Genomic DNA, 18111 nt, shown 5'->3' with positions numbered 1-18111 from the left:
TATCAGCCCCCCTTAAAAACTGCATTCCGTTTGGTAAGAAAGGCCTCTACCCCTTCTTTTTTATCTTCTGTAGCACAGACTTTAGCAAAATGGATTGCTTCCAGATGCAAGGCTTCTTGAAGAGGCAGATCATAGCCATGATCAATAACTTCCATTACTCCAGCAATAGCCAAAGGCGCCATCGCTAAAATTCCCTTCAGCACAGTTTTACCTTGTTCCAGCAATTGTTCTGGTTCAACCAAATCAGTAACAAGCCCCCAGTTTAATGCCGTTTCGGCGCTAATAAATCGGCCGGTTAGACAAAGATCCATTGCTCGTCCCTTGCCAACCAAGCGCGCTAATCGTTGGGTACCACCGTAACCAGGAATAACGCCCAATTTTACTTCCGGTTGGCCAAACATTGCTTTTGTCGATGCGATTCTCAAGGTTGCTGATATAGCTAATTCGCATCCACCACCAAATGCAAATCCATTTATTGCTGCTAGAGAGGGTTTGCCCAGAGTTTCCAAAAGTCGGAATACCTCTTGGCCATGACAAGCAAATTCATATCCCGTTTGAGCAGTACATTCAGCAAGTCTATTGATATCAGCACCAGCACAAAAAGCCTTACCATTACCAGTGATCATGAGTGCTTTAACTTGGGGATTAGTTTTCGCAGAACGAAATAATTCAGCCAAAGCATTCAAAACATCCGTGCTTAAGGCGTTTAATTTTTCTGGTCTGTTTAAAGTTAAGGTTAAAATTCCATTACTATCTAATTCATGCTCAATTAAATTCATTAATTAACTCCTGATAGATTTCCTGATTCTGTTATCCAAATGAACAGAACCTAATCAATAAAATATTCCTCATCCAAACTTGCTTTTGCAACTATTTCCCGCATGATTTCATTAGTACCTTCAAGAATCTGGTGTACTCTCAAATCCCTGAATATGCGTTCTATCTGATAGTCACGCAAATATCCATATCCTCCATGTAGTTGCATCGCCTTGTCACTGATTCTAAATGCAACATCAGTTGCAAGACGCTTTGCCATTGCACAATACATAGGAGCATCTGCATCATTATTATCCATGGCTGCAGCAGCTCTATAAACCATCAACCGTGCTGCTTCATAATCAGTTAGCATGTCTGCGAAATAAAAGCGCAAAGCCTGCATTTTGGTTAATGACCGACCAAATTGCTTTCGCTCATGCAGATAAGATTGAGTTAAACGCAAGCATGCGAGAGCGCCTCCCAAGGAGCATGAAGCAATATTAATTCGCCCTCCATTCAATGCATTGAGCGCAATTTTGAAGCCCATCCCTTCTTCCCCCACCCGATTAGCAATAGGGACACGACATTCTTCAAAATAAAGCATACTGGTAGGCTGATTTCGCCACCCCATTTTCTTTTCTAATTTACCAAATGTTAATCCGGGCGTATTTTTTTCAATTAACAAACAACTGATGCCATGATGTGATTCATCCCCAGTTCTGACCATCGTTAAATAAACATCACTGACACTTCCACCAGAAATAAATGCTTTAACACCATTTACAACATAGTGATCTCCATCTTTTATTGCTCGGGTCTTTAAAGAGGCAGCATCGGAGCCTGATTCGGGTTCAGTTAAACAATAACTGGCAATCACATCCATTGCCGTTAGTTTGGGCCCCCAATATGCCCGAAGCTCTTTTTCTGCATATTTGTCAATTAATGAAGTAACCATGTTATGAATTGAAAGATAGGCACTGGTGGGTATACACCCTGTAGCAAGTTGTTCAAATATTAATGAAGCATCCAAACGAGTAAGTTGAGTCCCGCCAATATCCTCTTGAGCAACCATTCCAGCCATACCTAATTTTGCAGCTTCTCGTAAAACGTCAACAGGAAAATGGCAGTGTTCATCCCAACTGTCCGCCATGGGAGCCAGTTTATTGTGAGCAAAATCAGCGGCCATCTGACGAAAAGCTTGATGTTCCTGGGTGAATTCAAAATTCATAGACCGTCCTTAGATAATGTGTTTATAGCGCCGTACAAAACTGGGATGAAGTTTAATCTAATGCGAGCTTATACGGCACTATATTTTTAAACAAATTCTAAAATTTAGCACATGGTTCGCTCTTCTCATAATTAAACTACTGCTCTCAGGTCAAAAGATGCTATTATTACGAAATTTTAGCGCCTGTGAAAGACAACAAGAATAATCACATGGGAACATTAGCGCAACCTACATTGACAAATAAAAATGCTCTGTCCGTTTTAAAAGAATATTTCGGCTTTGATTCTTTTCGCACACCTCAAGAAGAAATAATTACCGATGTTATTTCAGGACTTGATGTGCTTGTTCTTATGCCAACAGGTGGCGGAAAATCACTTTGTTATCAAATACCTTCAATCGTCAGACCTGGTGTCGGGATAGTCGTGTCTCCCTTGATTGCCTTAATGGAAGATCAGGTTGCAGCACTAAAATTACAAGGGATCAGTGCAGCATATTATAATTCGTCACTATCCAGTGATGAAGCACGAAAAGTATTAGCTCAATTACATAATGATGAACTGGATCTATTGTATATTGCCCCGGAGCGACTCATCAGCACCCCCTTTCTAGAACGCCTTGCAGAGTGTCAGATTGCACTGTTCGCAATTGATGAGGCGCATTGCGTATCTCAATGGGGACATGATTTCAGACCGGAATATGCCGCTTTAGGGTTATTAAAAACACATTTTCCAAATGTCCCCATGATTGCGCTAACCGCTACCGCCGATAAACAGACTCGCGAAGATATTGTTGTAAAATTAAATTACACTCCTAAAAAATATGTGGCTTCATTCAATAGACCCAATATCCACTATAAAGTCGTTCCCAAAAACAATGCAACAAAGCAACTCAATCAGTTTTTACAATCAGATACTCAGCAATCCGGGATTATTTATTGTGGCACACGCAATAGTGTAGAGCGCCTTGCTGAAAAATTACAGGATATGGGATTTAAAGCCCGAGCCTACCATGCAGGCTTAGCACATAATGAACGTCGGGAAGTACAAACCCTGTTTCGTCATGATAGAATTGATATCGTTGTCGCGACGATAGCATTTGGTATGGGAATTGATAAACCTAATGTGCGCTTTGTAATTCATCATGATTTACCTAAAAATATTGAAGGATATTATCAGGAAACCGGCCGGGCCGGGCGAGACGGATTACCTGCCAGAGCCTTACTTCTTTATGAACCAGCTGACAGCGCACGGCTTCGTTCATGGATTATCAATACCCCCTTAGAAGAGCAAAGGCGGGTTGAAACAAATAAATTGAACCACATGCTAGCGTTTGCTGAAGCCTCGCATTGCCGTCGCCAGATTTTGTTACGCTATTTCGATGAGCCTTGTGATACAGAATGCAAGTATTGTGACGTATGCGATAATCCGCCTGCAATGGCTGATGCGACCGAAGACGCACAAAAATTATTATCCTGTATTTATCGATTAAAACAAAGTTTTAGATTAACGCATACTATTGAAGTTTTAAGAGGTGCTCAGACGGATAAAATAAAACAATTCGGTCATGATCAACTGAGTACTTTTGCTATTGGCAAGGATAAATCGGCGCATTACTGGAAGCAACTTGCCTGGCAGCTGATCCATAAAGATTATTGCATACAGGACATAAACCATTTTAACGTGCTAAAACTGACTCCCAAAGCAATACCTCTTTTAAAAGGTGAAGAGAGCATCGCTCTGACCATTCCGCACAATGATCTCACTGGCAGCAAAAAGAAAACAAAAGAACGCAGCACTATTAAAGCAGAAAACAGTCCGCTATTTGAAATATTACGCAGTTTGAGACGTCGATTGGCAGATGAAGAGAATAAACCGCCATTTATGATTTTCAGTGATGCGACCTTACATGAGATGAGCCGCTTAAAACCCAGTAACTCAGAAGAGCTACTTGATGTATCTGGTGTGGGACAACATAAGTTAACACATTATGGTCATCATTTTCTTAAAGCATTAAATGAATTCAGTGACGATTAAAGCAGATACAGAACAACTCTTTAATATAGATGTAAAAACACTATTATAATACCTCAACCCAAACCAGACTCCGTGAAAATGGATAAATTACCCAAAGAATTTTATGCACGCGATACAATTACTGTTGCCAAAGAACTTTTAGGAAAATTAATGGTTCATCAGGATGGTGCCTGTGAACGAATTGGAAAAATAGTAGAAGTTGAAGCCTATCTTGGTCAGCAAGATTTAGCGTCACATTCATCGAAAGGAAAAACTAAAAGAACAGAAGTGATGTTTGGACCTGCGGGTTTTGCTTATATATACCTGATATATGGAATGTATTATTGTACTAACGTGGTTACAGAAGAAGAAGAGACAGGTTCTGCTGTATTAATCAGGGCTTTAGAACCAGTACAAAATATCCAGGGGAAAACACAAGGCCCCGGATTGTTATCCAGAGCAATGAATATAGATAAGAAATTGAATCAGCATGATCTATCTGGCAATACTTTTTATATAGCAGACAACCTAAATCAATCACCCATTATAATAATAGAAAGACCAAGGATAGGAGTACACTATGCAAAAGACTGGGCAGAAAAACCGCTGCGGTTTTATATCAAAGATAATCCATTTATATCCAAACGCTGATATAACGTCTTCCACTGACGATTATGCTGCTTTGCAAGATTAGCTGTAGGGCTTCGCAAGCTCAGCACTAGCCTCACTACGATTAAGTTAAGGATTTTAGTCGTCATCCAGAGGAGCTAGCGACGAAGGATATCCCGGGCTCAGTATGACGTATTATTCTTAACTTAATGGCTGCGAGCACCAACCTACAACCAATGAGTAGGCTGGGCTAAACGAAGTGCAGCCCAGAAAAACAGGTCGCATACATTTATTACCAGGCTAAAAAGCCTCTAACCATAATAACCAATTTTCACATGCACCTGGTAATACTTAACCTGATCACCATCGATAAACCCACGCGTTTCCAAAACCTCAAACCACTCCAACTTGCCATGTGATTTGGCAGCTTGTTTGATTGCATTATCGATAGCTTGTTCAATACCCTCTTGCGATGTGCCAATCAGTTCAACCAACTGATATACTTTATCTGTCATTGTTCACTCCCTGAATTAAGTTGATCCTGCGCTTTGGCTATGGCTTTACGGATAGCCTGAGATTCCTCTGATTGTTCTGGTGCGATAACTAATAATCGTTGCCAATAGGCTATTGCATCTTTATAAGCATGGCTCATGTATGCGTTCATAGCAAGCATGGCTAATGCATCTGGTTGATTTGGATTTTTATCTAATAATTCATTAAAGATTGCTATTATTTCTTGATTAAATTGCTGATTATTAATCATCCATAAACTGTGCGCGTAATTCACAGAATATTGTTCATCGTCAGGATTCAATTGATGCGCTTTAGCAAAAGCGGCGACAGCATTTTGGTGCTCATTCTGGCTTGTATATAGTCTGCCCAATAAATACCACCCTTTGGCACTCTTCGGACTATCATCCAATTTAGCTTTCAGTTTATCAATAAGCTCCTGAGGACTTTTAACTGATTTAAGCATCTGTTGCGCCCTTTCCCGTGACTCATTCTGCTGAATGTATTGTTGCCAGGAAGAAAAATCACCCCAAGAATAATAGCCGACAGCCATCATAACCATTAATACAGGCAACAATAGCATGCTGGCTAACAGGTTACGTCTCAAAGGATAGATAAGAAGAATACTTGCACTGAGTGCTATTAAAACCAAAGTGCCGACTAGCCACCATTCATTCATGTGTCATTCGCTTAAAACATGTTCGCCAAAAAATAAAGAATCCCAACAGTAAAAATAAAAAGGGACCAAACCATAATAATAAAGTTACCGTTTTTACTGGAGGTTTAAAAAGTATAAAATCACCGTATCGTGAAGTCAGGTACTCATTTATTTCACTGTCACTCTTCCCCTCTTTTACCAAATGATAAACCTGTAAACGTAAATCCTTAGCAAGCTCCGCATTAGAATCAGCCAAATCCTGATTCTGGCACACCAGGCAACGTAAATCTTTCAGTAAATGATTAAACTGCGCTTCTTTCTTAGCTGAATCAAGGGGATACTCACTGTTAGCAAAACTTGGAGCAGCCAATATAAAAAGGACTATTCCCAAATTGATTAAATAAGTTACTCTCATGAAGTCTGCTCCAACTGCTTCATTAACGGCGCGATTTCTTTCATCCAGACATCCTGAGTCATAATACCAACATGCCGATAACGGATGATGCCTTGCTTATCAATTACAAAAGTCTCTGGTGCGCCATATACTCCCAAATCAATAGCAACTTTACCTTCAGTATCCTGACCAATCAGCTTATAAGGATTGCCCCATTGTGCTAACCATTGTAGAGCATTCTCAGGTTTATCCTTATAATTCAGACCGTAGATGGGTACTCCTTCACGTGCCAACTGCATCATAAACACCTGTTCTTCCACACAAGCCTCACACCAGCTTGCCCAAACATTAAGGAGGGCTATCTGTTGGTCTAATGTGTTTGAACTAAAGACAGCCTTAGGATTTTGTAATTGGGGTACAGCAAAAACAGGTAATGACTTTCCTAGCTGAACGGAAGGTAATTTATGAGGATCCAAAGAAAGACCGCGCCAAAGAAAAAAACTGAGTAATAAAAAAAGAGTAACTGGAATTAATTTCCACCCAATGTTTTTCATGCCTCTAACTCCCGACTACACACTGCGACAGTCTTTCTGTGTTGATAATATCTTCGATCTGTCAACGCCAAAAAACCTCCGGCAAGAATCAGAAAGCCTCCGCCCCAGATCCAACGAACAAAAGGCTTATAATAAAGGCGGATAGACCAGGAGTGATTCGCTAACGGTTCTCCCATGGCAACATAAATATCTCTGAATGGTGTCACATCAATAGCTGATTCAGTCATCGCCATCTGACCAATGGCATAAACTCTTTTTTCCGGATAGATCAATTTGCTCGTGCCGTTATGGCTTATTTTAAATACAGCTTGAGTACCATTATAGTTAGGACCACTTAAATCGCTCTGACTCACAAACTCTATCTGATATCCAACCAGATTTATTGTAGTACCAGGCGCCATCTGAACGTCATCCTGCACCCCATAAGAGGTAGACACTGCAATCCCAATGACTGAGGCAGCAACACCACAATGAGCAACAACCATTCCCCAATAGGCTTGGCCAACCCCATTAAATCCTCTGTCTTTAATACGTCTGGCAGCAGCACTTAAAGTGCTTAATACAACCCAGAATGCTAAAATCAACCCCAGAAGTGCCGAACCATCAAAAGTGCTGGAAGTGACGAACAATATAATAATAGGCAACAGAATGCTCAACAGAGCAATCCAATTCAGTTTTTTAAATACGCTCTTCCAATCGTCCTTATTCCAGCGTAAATGAATCCCAATCCCCATCAGCAATAACATGGGTATCATCAAAGGCACAAAGACCGCATTAAAATAAGGGGCGCCGACTGATAACTTGCCTAAGCCCAAGCCTTCAATCAATAAAGGATAAACAGTACCCATCAACACCGTCAGCATGATGACAACCAAGAACACATTATTCAATAATAAGGCGCTTTCTCGAGATACGGGACTTGGACTGCTGCCGGTTTGTAAGGTTTGTGCCCGAAACAAAAATAAGACTAAAGAACCACCGATGACGAACAACAAGAAACCTAAAATAAACAAACCTCGTTGTGGATCTACAGCAAAAGCATGCACGGAGGTCAAAACACCTGACCGAACCAGAAAGGTTCCAATAAGACTAAGGGAAAATGCAGCAATTGCCAATAACATCGTCCATGCTTTAAATTGTTGGCGTTGTTCTGTCACTGCCAGTGAGTGCAGTAAAGCGGTGCCGACCAGCCAAGGCATAAAAGAAGCATTCTCCACCGGATCCCAAAACCACCAGCCCCCCCAACCTAATTCTCTATAGGCCCACCAGCTTCCAAGAGTAATACCAGCAGTCAAACAACACCATGCAGCCAAAGTCCAGGGCCTGGTCCATTTCGACCAACTGGCTTCTACTTTACCAGCCCATAAAGCAGCAATAGCAAAAGCAAAAGCAACAGAAAAACCAACGTAGCCCATATACAGCATGGGTGGATGAAACAAAAATCCAGGGTCTTGCAGTAAAGGATTAAGATCCCGTCCTTGAGTATTCAACACCTGGAATTGACGCAAAAAAGGATTGGAGGTGGTTAGCAAAAAAAGAATGAAACCAATACTTAGCCAGCCAAGCACCACCAAAACACGAGCCTGCATTTCTTTATCGAGACTAGAGCTCAGAAATCCAACCAAAATCATCCAGAAACTAAGAATAGCAACCCATAAAAGCATGGAACCTTCATGCCCTCCCCAAACGGCGCACAGTTTATAAAACCAGGGCAATAACAGGCTTGAATTACTCACAACATATACTACGGAAAAATCATCAGTTAAAAAACATACGGTTAAACACACATAGGCCATGGCTACAAATAAGAATTGGAATCCCGCATACGTTTTTGCTGAATCCATCCAGTCTGTACGCTTCAGTTGCAAACCGGCTAATGGGACTAATGCCAGCATCATGGAGGCAGCTAAAGCAAGAATCAATGAAAAAAGACCAATTTCTGCAATCATGATGCTACCTTTTTAGATAAAGCTGCCTTAACTTCAGGCGGCATATAATTAGCATCGTGTTTTGCTAATACTTGGGTGGCGCGAAAATGCTGGGTATCCGTAGCTTCTCCCTCAGCAACTATTCCTTGCTCATCACGAAATAAATCAGGAAGAATACCAGTGTACGTTACGGTAATCGTTTTATCAAAATCGGTAATTTTAAATTGAACCGTTAACCCTTTTTCGGCTCGAATAATACTGTTTTTTTCAACCATGCCTCCTACTCGGATCGGATGACCAAGCGGTGCTTCTCCGGCAGCAATCTGGGTAGGAGTATAAAACAAGCTGATATTCTGTCTTAAGGCATATAAAACCAAACCAGCAGCCAGGGCCAATATCATCATAAAAAATAGTATTTTGAGTAACTTGCGTTTTCGTGCTGGGTTCATATCATTTATCTCTTAAACCATCGTTGCAGTATTTGCTGAGTGCGTGATTTTTGCCATTTTATGCTGAACAGATTTATTATTAACACAGCACCAACCAAACCATAGGCAGACCAAACATAAGCAGAATAACCACCCATTGCTAGCCAATCAAAAAATGCAGTCATTATTTTACCCCTTCGAATTGCAGTTTCACCCAGGTTTGATTTCTTTCTCGCAATAACAATTCATTTCGTGCTTTTGCCAAAATAATCCACAAGGAATAAAAGAAAAATCCAGCTATGGTCAAAAGCAATGGGTATAACATACTGAGTTCAATTTTAGGTTTGGCAAATGCAGATAAAGTAGAACCTTGATGCAAGGTATTCCACCAATAGACGGAATAATGAATAATAGGTAAATCAATTAAGCCAACCAAGGTTAAAATCGCAACAATTTTATCAGCATCTTCTTTATTTTTTACGGCTTGATGGGTCGCTATAATAGCCGCATAGAGTAATAGTAAAACCAGTTCAGACGTCAGTCGCGCGTCCCAGACCCACCAGGCCCCCCACATAGGTTTGCCCCAAATACTTCCAGTAACCAGAGCTAAAAAGGCCATACAGGCACCTAACTGGGCTATCAGACTAATCAAAAGTCCGGCTATTTTAATACGCCAGACGAGAAGCAAAACAGCTAAAAATCCCATCCACGCATAAAGCGCCATGGATAAAAAAGCACTAGGAACATGAACATAGATGATACGAAAAGCATCACCCTGTTGGTAATCAGGTGGAGCAAATACCAGTCCCCAAACAATTCCGACCAGTAAAGTGAATAAAGCACTCGCTGCAAACCAGGGTATTACTCGTCCCGATAAGGAGTAAAATGTTTTAGGTGAAGCCAGTTGATATAAAAACTTCCACATAGGAGACAATAAAATCAGAAAAGAGCCGAATTTTAACATGCATCGCCAGTTTCGCAAAATATAGCTGATTTTCAGGAAATCATAGCTTTTGATTAATCGACCTGGCTAATACGCATGACCCCTGCAATAGCATAAGGTAAAAAGCTCACCGCAATGAGCGACATGGCAAGCAGTAACGCCAGATAACCGCTAACAGGCATGCCTTGCATCGCAATATTTAACGTACCACTCCCAAAAATCAATAGCGGAAGCGTTAAAGGCAGCAAGATCAAAGCCATTAACGCCCCTTTTTGATTCACTCCTACCCCAAATGCTGCAGCTAAAGCACATAAAAATAATAAAGCCGGCGTACCACAAAGCAGACTCAAGATGAGTATCCAGGTTTCCCAAACAGAAAATGAAAACAATACCGCGACCAAAGGAGATAAAATCAATAAAGGCAACAGATTAATGAACCAATGTGCCATGGCTTTTGCGCTGACGATGACACATAATGATTCACCTGAAACCAGCCACTGCTCCACAACACCCTGCTCATAATCCTGTTGAAACAATCGTTCCGCTGAAAGCAACATAGATAACAAGATAGCCATCCATATTAAACCAGGAGCAATGCTTCTCATCAACTGAATTTCCGGACGCATGGTTAACGGGAAAATAAATAACAACATTAAGAAAAACAAACAGGAATTCACCAGATATCTAATCTGACGAATTTGGATCAATAATTCGCGCTTGAATTGTTTTATAAATAATAAATTACCTGCACTCACAAATGATACTCCTCGTATTCATTGGCGCTTAAAGGCAGTTTCTGATGAGAAGTAAGCAATACAGCCCCTCCTTGTGAGCGATGCAGGTTAATTTTATCCATTAAAATAGCAAGTGCTGCATTATCAAGAGCAACCAAAGGTTCATCCAAAAGCCACAAGGGTTTCTCAGACATCCAAAGACGAAGCAAACCCACTTGCCGTCGTTGACCAGCAGAAAGCAAACCGCAGGGTTGATCTACCAGCTTGGCCAGTTTAAAGGGTGAGAGCAAATCGCTGATGCATACGTCTGTGCCTTTATAATTCAGATCAAACAAACAGTTTTCCCTTACCGTCAGGTAAGGATTAATTCCAGTTTTGTGTCCTACAAAACATAATTGTTTTTGATAAGCTTGCAGGTTATTCGAAATAGGCTGGCCAGAAAAGCGTATTTGCCCGTGCATGGGATGATGCAACCCGGCGATCAATTTTAGCAACGTTGTTTTACCTGCCCCATTTGCTCCTTGCAAATGCAGTAAGCCACCTTTAGGTATACTAAAAGAAACCTTCTGCAATACAGGTTGTTCCTGGTAATCAAAATCAAGATCAATAACTTCAAGCATAGATGCGCATCATTACTTTAAAAAGCGAGACTAACTATAAATAAACGACAAAACAAGTTTTTTAGCTTCTATACAATTGAATATCCTGATTTTTGTCTTGCGAAGTCAATCCAGGATCGCCATAATCTGTTTTATTTATTTCAAGGGCAATAATGGAATTTCTTAGTGAATACGGCATGTTTCTCCTTAAGTGCGCTACTCTGGTTATCGCATTTTTAATTCTCTTGGGTGGTATATTCTCCATGGGGAGAAAGCCGAAACCAAAATTGGAAATCACGTCGTTAAACGAGCAATATGAACATACTCAATCATTAATGAATAAAGAGATATTAGGCAAAAAAGCCAGCAAAAAGAAAAAAGAAAAAGCGGCAAAGCCAACTCTTTATGTCATTGATTTTAATGGCGATATAAAAGCGTCTCAAGTAGATCAACTGCGAGAGGAGATTACCTCTATACTGTCCATTGCGAAACCAGACGATGAAGTATTGGTCCGTTTGGATAGTCCTGGTGGTGCGGTTAATGGCTATGGTCTGGCTGCGTCTCAGCTGCAGAGAATACGTGATAAAAATATTCCTCTCACCGTGAGCATAGATAAAGTGGCTGCCAGTGGAGGCTATTTAATGGCCTGTGTCGCCAATCAAATAATCGCAGCCCCGTTTGCGATTATAGGCTCCATAGGCGTTGTAGCGCAGATTCCTAATTTCCATCGCTGGCTCAAGAAAAATGATATTGATATTGAGCTATTAACAGCCGGTGAATATAAAAGAACCTTAACGCTCTTCGGAGAAAATACAGAAAAAGGCAGGAAAAAATTCATCGAAGATTTGGAAAAAATACATACCGTATTTAGAGACTATGTACTGATGAACAGAAACCAGCTGGATATGGACAAAGTAGCTACGGGCGAACATTGGCTGGCTAAAGATGCATTTGATTTGAGCCTGGTAGATAAACTGACTACCAGCGACGAATATCTTGTAGAAAAAATGACTCATTATAAAGCATTCAAATTAACTGTTCAGCCTAAAGCATCTATGATGAATAAATTGCTTAAACCTGCCATGCGTTTAATGCATCCTTGGGCTTGATTATTGTATCGCCTGGCTCACAAGTCATCGGGATTATGGATTCTGGTGACTTAATATAATATTTAGCGAACAACAAAAGATATTATATGAGTATATAATTACAGTATAAATTTATTATCTTCAGGGGAGTGAAACATGAGTGACTTCAAATCAAAGTTACCTGATTTACAAGAATTATCATCGATGACCAGTAAATTATTTAAAGGCCTTAAAGAAAGCGTAACTGAAATTATAAAAGACTATAAAGAAAAAAGAGCTGTAGATACAACTGATGAAGAACCCAAGGAAAAAGCGCCTGCGGAAAAAGTAAAGAAAACAGCCGCGAAACCTACTGAAAAGAAAGAAGAAACCAGTACAGACGCTAACGATAAACAATCATAATGTTATGTTATGAACTCTTTTGCTCTTATCAATCCTGCGGCAGGCAATATGTCGCAGGATTGATAAGAGCTTTCGCTATAGATCTTATCGCTCAACTCGTTCTGGCCTGGTCAAGCCATATTTACGCATTTTCTCAACCAATGTCGTTCGTCTCATATTAAGATAACTGGCGGCATGAGCAACAACCCAATCTGATTCATCCAAAGCCTGGCTAATTAAAGCCAACTCTGTTTTTACCAAATGCTCCTTTAAATCGATACCATCAGTGTTAAGCGTCTGATCCTGGCTAATAATTTCTAACAGGGCTTCCCGCTCGGTTCCAGTAGTCGAGGTATTTGTTTCAAGATAGGATGGCTTATATTCTCCTAGGAACCTACGCGGTAGGTCATCTTTACATACAATTCCATTGGGATACAAAATAGACAGACGTTCTACCAGATTAGCTAGCTCACGAACATTGCCTGGCCAACTGTAACTGCATAGTGCATCCATCGCATCGGGCATTAACCGAACAATAGGTCTAGACTCCCCCTCAATTCGAGAGATTAACTCATTAAACAACAAAGCCACATCAGAACTTCTTTTCCTTAAAGGAGGCATTTCGATTGGAAATACATTAAGTCGATAAAATAAATCCTCTCTAAATTTCCCTTCATTAATAGCGACTTCCAGATTTCTATGCGTCGCAGCAATGATCCGTACATTAACATCGATACTCTTGTTAGAGCCAACACGCTCAAAACAACGCTCCTGAAGTACCCGTAATAACTTGACTTGCATCGCTAAGGGCATATCTCCGATCTCATCAAGGAACAGTGTTCCGCCATTAGCTAACTCAAATCTGCCTTGGCGTGAAGTAATCGCGCCTGTAAAAGCACCTTTTTCGTGGCCAAATAATTCACTTTCCAATAGCTCACCAGGTATTGCACCACAATTAATCGGTATAAACGGTTTATTAGCTCGGGAGGACAGAGCATGGATATTTCGAGCAACGACCTCTTTGCCTGTTCCTGATTCACCTAAAACCAACACACTGGCTTCTGTATTGGCAACCTGTTCTATCAATCTGCGCACCTTGCTGATACTTTCACTACTGCCCACCAAACTACGGAATAAGGGGGTTCGCTGAGAACCTAGTGTAATCAATTTAACAGCTTCCTTTGCAATTTGGCATCGATGCAGAGCTTCGAGCATTTGCGCATAACTGAATGGAAAGGATAAACAGGCAACAACATTACGATCCGCTGACTGAGTAGCATTTAACTGCTCATCAACAACAATAATAGGAACCTTGGAAAATTGTTTCGCAAGAGAATCCAGTTCATCTAAAGTTCTTTCAGACACTCTATCTGCGCCAAGAATAATAACTTCTGGATTTGGATTAATTAGCAATTGCCAGCTATAATATTTGCTAACTTCGGTGGATTGACCTAAAAAATCAAAAATAGTGCGCAATTTATCACAACGACTTTCATTTTCATCAATGATGTATATTTTTTCATTGCCACTCATAAACCTATCCTTAAGTTTTCGATATTTTAATTAAAGTATATATAACTTACGGCTGTCAAATTTACGACATTAAATTTACTTAACTGTCATAAAACTATCAAACTTTATCTTTTAGATAATGCAGCAATTAAAACTACAGCCAGAGCCGAATACAAATTCAAACGGCAACTCTAACGGTAAATTCGTCACAGAGCACCACTTTACAGACTGGCGCTATCTAAAAAATAATCATGTGATCATTAAAACTGGTGTACTTATAAGGCTCAATGACAGCAATTGAACGTGTACGTCATAAACTATGGAATGGTCATCATCAGATGAGTCATTCCATAATGTCATAAGTTCAAACAACCAACCTTTATATACATATGAGATTTATAAATTATCCAAATAAAAAAGCATTAACTAACGAAAACAAAGTATTGATTTGAATGCATTACATTGATGCCCAAAACACAATTCCTGGCTACCGATTGATCTGGTCGCACTGATTTGAGTTTCTTTCACGTAATGCTTTGCCTGCAAATAGCCCATACGGCTGCAAAATGAATTAGCAGCTTTGGAACCACAGCCTTTATTTTTGTCATAACACCAATCGACGCGATAATCGTTGTAACGAGGAAAAACAAATTTTCTTTCTCTGTAATGATAGGGTTTGGGAGGATTATGTGATAAACCCGTCGCACAGGTAATGGTCATAAAACCATTGCATCGCCATCCCTTACATTGTGCCCTGCTGGATAAATAACGGGTTAAACCTACATTGTAAGCGATTACATTCTGGCTTGCATAATCATAACCCAATATTTGGCAATAACGGTTTGCCAAAGTTTTACCACATTCTTTACCATCAAAACTACAATAATCCAGACGCTCACCCAGATAGGTAGGATGCCAGATAGTCCTGAATGCTTTATTTTTCAGACCAGCAGCATTTATCTGTATCGCACATGAACAAAGCAAAAATATAAAGACCAGAAGTCTTCTAAAATTGATCATTATAACAATCCTTTGGCAACTATTGTCGTAGCCTCTCTGCACCTGGAAAATTTGTCCTATTCCAACGTACCGCAGCGAGAAACTACCTATTCTTACATGTTAGCCCACTATACCGGGCAGGCACAAGAGAGTTTATTACACGAGCCTATAAAAATATCAGGATTGTATTGAAACTGATTTAATACATTCCAATTTGATAACCAATGCGATAATTGTTTTGCAGAACAGGTGCAGTATCAGCTGCGAAATTTTAGGCAAGCACAAATTTACATCTTGGTATATAGTTTGCTGGGCAAGCAACTCCAGGACAAGAATAGATCTAAATGCCAGCTAAACAGGATTATCACTGTCTATAAACTGATGGGTTAAACCAAAATAATTTGCCAGATAAGCGCCTAAAGCCTGGATTCCATATCGCTCGGTGGCATGATGCCCACAAGCATAATAATGAATTCCCAATTCTTTAGCTTGATAGTAGGTTCGTTCAGATACTTCTCCGCTGATGTAAGCATCTACTCCCAATTGATATGCGTTCTCAATATAATCCTGTGCTCCACCGGTACATAATGCTACAGACCGCACAGGTTTATTAGCGCCATCAATATGCAGCGGTTTCCGTCCCAAAATACCTTCGATAAACTCAGAAAACTGCTCACCCATCATAGATTGAGGAAGCATTCCAGACCAAAGTAAATTTTCAGTACCGCCGGCTTTATGCATCTGCACAGTATCCAATAGCAGTAGATTAGCCAGACATGCATTATTCCCAAGCTCAGGATGACAATCCAATGGCAAATGGTAGGCAAATAAATTGATATTATGGTTGAGCAATTTACTGATTCTTTGACGCTTCATTCCAGTAATAACCGGATCTTCCCCGCGCCAAAAATAACCGTGATGAACCAAAAGCGCATCTGCCTGCGATGCAACAGCCTCAAGAATAACCTCCTCGGAAGCTGTAACCGCAGTGCATATATGCTTTATTTGATCTTTACCTTCAACCTGAATCCCATTTGGAGCATAATCGTTGAATTTGCTGCAGCTCAACAAATTATTCAGAAAATGGCTTAATTCAGTTCGCTTAATCACCGTTCAGAAACCCTCTTGATATCAGCACCGAGTAAAGACAATTTTTCTTCTATACGCTCATAACCTCTGTCAACATGGTAAATGCGTTCAACTGCAGTTTCACCATCAGCAACCAAACCAGCAAGAATTAAACTGGCTGAAGCTCGAAGATCTGTTGCCATAACAGGCGCACCAGTTAATCGCTCAACCCCATTGATAATTGCGGTATTGCCATTCAACTGAATCTGAGCTCCCATGCGTTGCAGTTCTTGCACGTGCATAAAGCGATTTTCAAAAATGGTTTCAACAATGGTAGAAGTTCCCTCAGCCACAGAGTTCATTGCCATAAACTGGGCTTGCATGTCAGTAGCAAAGGCAGGATAGGGAGCTGTAGAGATATTTACAGCCTGAGGGCGTTTGCCGTGCATGTTCAAACTAACCCAATCTTCACCTATGGTTAATTCAGCACCAGCCTCTTCAAATTTGCATAACTGCGACAACAAAGTATCTGGTCGTACTCTCTTAACTGTAACATGACCTCTAGTAAGGGCACCTGCAGCAAGATAAGTACCAGCCTCTATTCTGTCGGACATTACAGAATAAGTGCCACCTGCTAAAGCTTCAACACCCTCAATCTCTATCGTTGAAGTGCCTGCACCTGAAATTTTGGCTCCCATTTGAATTAAAAAATTGGCCAAATCAACAACTTCAGGTTCACGTGCTGCATTTTTAAGAACCGTAGTGCCTTCTGCAAGGACTGCGGCCATGAGTATGTTTTCAGTACCGGTCACAGTAACGGTATCAAACATTAATTGACGTCCCTGCAAACGCCCTTTTTTGCAACGTGCATTGATATACCCGTTTTTAACCGTAATATCAGCCCCCATTGCCTTTAATGCTTTAAGATGTAAATCTACAGGTCGAGTACCAATGGCACAACCACCAGGGAGGGACACATCAGCTTTTCCAAACCGTGCCAGCATTGGCCCTAAAACCAATATGGAAGCACGCATGGTTTTGACTAAGTCATAGGGAGCAACAAATTCATTTACCTGGCCTGCATCCACCTGTACATTCATCTTTTCATCAACAATAAGATGAGCTCCGAGTTGCCCCAGTAACTCCATCATAGTAGTAATGTCTTTCAAATGCGGGACATTGGAGATGGTTACATGGTCGCTGGCGAGCAAACTTGCTGCCATTATGGGTAACGCTGCATTTTTTGCTCCAGAAATAACAACCTCTCCATGCAATGCTTTACCACCGTTTATTAATAATTTATCCATGTTGCTTCCCCCATTCTTCTTTTGTCCATGTCTTCATACTTAAAGCATGAAGCCTGCCAGTGGTAATTAAGTCATTGAGTTGTGCATAGACCCATTGCTGTCGAGCAACCCTGGTTTTATTTATAAAAAGATCGGTTACGATAACTAATTGATACTTGTAACCATCGCCTGTTACTTCGACATGAAGCACTTCATCAATGCTTTTAAGTCTTTCTTCAATTTCTTCATTACTTAACATAAACTTAGCTCACTAATTGAAATAAATACAATTTTTTTACTCCAGTTGTAAAAAAAATATAAAAGAGAGTTATACAGTCATTCCACAAGGGTTTGTGATATTAAAATATATCAAAAAATTCAGCCTGCGCGAGCGGCAGGCTTCGATCTTAGGGATATGAGTACT

At 40.4% G+C, this 18111-nt stretch carries 21 protein-coding genes; 4 read left to right on the top strand and 17 right to left on the bottom strand.

The window, feature by feature from the left end; translation table 11 throughout:
• Positions 1-2 precede the first annotated feature (2 nt).
• Positions 3-779, bottom strand: a complete 777-nt coding sequence (locus tag Q0495_RS13220; RefSeq protein WP_298627114.1) for an enoyl-CoA hydratase-related protein — start codon at positions 777-779, stop codon at positions 3-5.
• A gap of 50 nt (positions 780-829) precedes the next feature.
• Positions 830-1984 (bottom strand): acyl-CoA dehydrogenase family protein, encoded by a 1155-nt coding sequence (locus Q0495_RS13215; protein WP_298627112.1) that lies wholly within the window; start codon positions 1982-1984, stop codon positions 830-832.
• 209 nt (positions 1985-2193) lie between these two features.
• On the opposite strand from Q0495_RS13215, the gene recQ reads away from it, so the two are divergent.
• Together recQ and Q0495_RS13205 are read left to right on the top strand one after the other, a co-directional pair.
• Positions 2194-4017, top strand: a complete 1824-nt coding sequence (gene recQ, locus Q0495_RS13210) for a DNA helicase RecQ (RefSeq protein ID WP_298627111.1) — start codon at positions 2194-2196, stop codon at positions 4015-4017.
• A gap of 78 nt (positions 4018-4095) precedes the next feature.
• Positions 4096-4647 (top strand): DNA-3-methyladenine glycosylase, encoded by a 552-nt coding sequence (locus Q0495_RS13205; RefSeq protein ID WP_298627110.1) that lies wholly within the window; start codon positions 4096-4098, stop codon positions 4645-4647.
• A gap of 269 nt (positions 4648-4916) precedes the next feature.
• On the opposite strand, the gene Q0495_RS13200 is transcribed toward Q0495_RS13205, so the two are convergent.
• The 10 genes from Q0495_RS13200 to ccmA all read right to left on the bottom strand — a co-directional run bounded on the left by Q0495_RS13200 (position 4917) and on the right by ccmA (position 11374).
• Entirely contained in the window at positions 4917-5120 is a 204-nt protein-coding gene (locus tag Q0495_RS13200) for a dodecin (protein ID WP_298627109.1), read from the bottom strand.
• Positions 5117-5794, bottom strand: a complete 678-nt coding sequence (locus Q0495_RS13195) for a tetratricopeptide repeat protein (protein ID WP_298627108.1) — start codon at positions 5792-5794, stop codon at positions 5117-5119. Before Q0495_RS13195 ends, Q0495_RS13200 begins: the two co-directional genes overlap by 4 nt.
• Positions 5787-6188 (bottom strand): cytochrome c-type biogenesis protein, encoded by a 402-nt coding sequence (locus Q0495_RS13190; protein ID WP_298627106.1) that lies wholly within the window; start codon positions 6186-6188, stop codon positions 5787-5789. The genes Q0495_RS13195 and Q0495_RS13190 overlap by 8 nt, the downstream gene beginning before the upstream one ends.
• Positions 6185-6721, bottom strand: coding sequence for a DsbE family thiol:disulfide interchange protein (locus tag Q0495_RS13185; RefSeq protein ID WP_298627104.1), 537 nt, complete (start codon positions 6719-6721; stop codon positions 6185-6187). The genes Q0495_RS13190 and Q0495_RS13185 overlap by 4 nt, the downstream gene beginning before the upstream one ends.
• Positions 6718-8670 (bottom strand): heme lyase CcmF/NrfE family subunit, encoded by a 1953-nt coding sequence (locus Q0495_RS13180; RefSeq protein WP_298627102.1) that lies wholly within the window; start codon positions 8668-8670, stop codon positions 6718-6720. The genes Q0495_RS13185 and Q0495_RS13180 overlap by 4 nt, the downstream gene beginning before the upstream one ends.
• A complete protein-coding gene (ccmE, locus tag Q0495_RS13175; protein WP_298627100.1) occupies positions 8667-9098 on the bottom strand; it encodes a cytochrome c maturation protein CcmE in 432 nt (143 codons plus the stop codon). The genes Q0495_RS13180 and ccmE overlap by 4 nt, the downstream gene beginning before the upstream one ends.
• Before the next feature lie 5 nt (positions 9099-9103).
• Positions 9104-9262, bottom strand: coding sequence for a heme exporter protein CcmD (ccmD, locus tag Q0495_RS13170; protein ID WP_298627099.1), 159 nt, complete (start codon positions 9260-9262; stop codon positions 9104-9106).
• Positions 9262-10002: a heme ABC transporter permease CcmC gene (ccmC, locus tag Q0495_RS13165; RefSeq protein WP_367274427.1), complete on the bottom strand. Its 741-nt coding sequence runs from the start codon at positions 10000-10002 to the stop codon at positions 9262-9264. Before ccmC ends, ccmD begins: the two co-directional genes overlap by 1 nt.
• 92 nt (positions 10003-10094) lie before the next feature.
• Positions 10095-10775: a heme exporter protein CcmB gene (gene ccmB / locus Q0495_RS13160; protein ID WP_298627095.1), complete on the bottom strand. Its 681-nt coding sequence runs from the start codon at positions 10773-10775 to the stop codon at positions 10095-10097.
• Positions 10772-11374, bottom strand: coding sequence for a cytochrome c biogenesis heme-transporting ATPase CcmA (gene ccmA, locus Q0495_RS13155; protein WP_298627093.1), 603 nt, complete (start codon positions 11372-11374; stop codon positions 10772-10774). Before ccmA ends, ccmB begins: the two co-directional genes overlap by 4 nt.
• A gap of 152 nt (positions 11375-11526) precedes the next feature.
• Between ccmA and sohB the strand changes: the two genes are divergently transcribed.
• Together sohB and Q0495_RS13145 are read left to right on the top strand one after the other, a co-directional pair.
• Complete coding sequence (gene sohB / locus Q0495_RS13150; RefSeq protein ID WP_298627091.1) at positions 11527-12462, top strand: protease SohB; 936 nt, start codon at positions 11527-11529, stop codon at positions 12460-12462.
• Between the two features lie 135 nt (positions 12463-12597).
• Positions 12598-12843 carry a hypothetical protein gene (locus Q0495_RS13145; protein ID WP_298627090.1) on the top strand — a complete coding sequence of 82 codons (246 nt, stop codon included), beginning with the start codon at positions 12598-12600 and terminating at the stop codon, positions 12841-12843.
• Positions 12844-12927: 84 nt separating this feature from the next.
• Here Q0495_RS13145 and Q0495_RS13140 read toward each other — a convergent pair whose 3' ends face one another.
• The 5 genes from Q0495_RS13140 to Q0495_RS13120 form a co-directional block, all read right to left on the bottom strand.
• Complete coding sequence (locus tag Q0495_RS13140; RefSeq protein WP_298627088.1) at positions 12928-14355, bottom strand: sigma-54 dependent transcriptional regulator; 1428 nt, start codon at positions 14353-14355, stop codon at positions 12928-12930.
• 405 nt (positions 14356-14760) lie between these two features.
• Positions 14761-15354, bottom strand: coding sequence for a hypothetical protein (locus Q0495_RS13135; RefSeq protein WP_298627086.1), 594 nt, complete (start codon positions 15352-15354; stop codon positions 14761-14763).
• A 330-nt stretch (positions 15355-15684) separates the two neighbouring features.
• A complete protein-coding gene (locus tag Q0495_RS13130; protein WP_367274425.1) occupies positions 15685-16443 on the bottom strand; it encodes a Nif3-like dinuclear metal center hexameric protein in 759 nt (252 codons plus the stop codon).
• Positions 16440-17708 carry a UDP-N-acetylglucosamine 1-carboxyvinyltransferase gene (murA, locus tag Q0495_RS13125; protein WP_298627084.1) on the bottom strand — a complete coding sequence of 423 codons (1269 nt, stop codon included), beginning with the start codon at positions 17706-17708 and terminating at the stop codon, positions 16440-16442. The genes Q0495_RS13130 and murA overlap by 4 nt, the downstream gene beginning before the upstream one ends.
• Positions 17701-17946 (bottom strand): BolA/IbaG family iron-sulfur metabolism protein, encoded by a 246-nt coding sequence (locus Q0495_RS13120; RefSeq protein ID WP_298627082.1) that lies wholly within the window; start codon positions 17944-17946, stop codon positions 17701-17703. The genes murA and Q0495_RS13120 overlap by 8 nt, the downstream gene beginning before the upstream one ends.
• Positions 17947-18111: the final 165 nt, after the last annotated feature.

Origin of the sequence: uncultured Legionella sp. (assembly GCF_937871865.1) — a bacterium.
Taxonomy (GTDB): Bacteria; Pseudomonadota; Gammaproteobacteria; order Legionellales; family Legionellaceae; genus Legionella.
The sequence above is the reverse complement of the archived record's forward strand: the minus strand, read 5'-3'. Positions and strand labels throughout refer to the sequence as shown.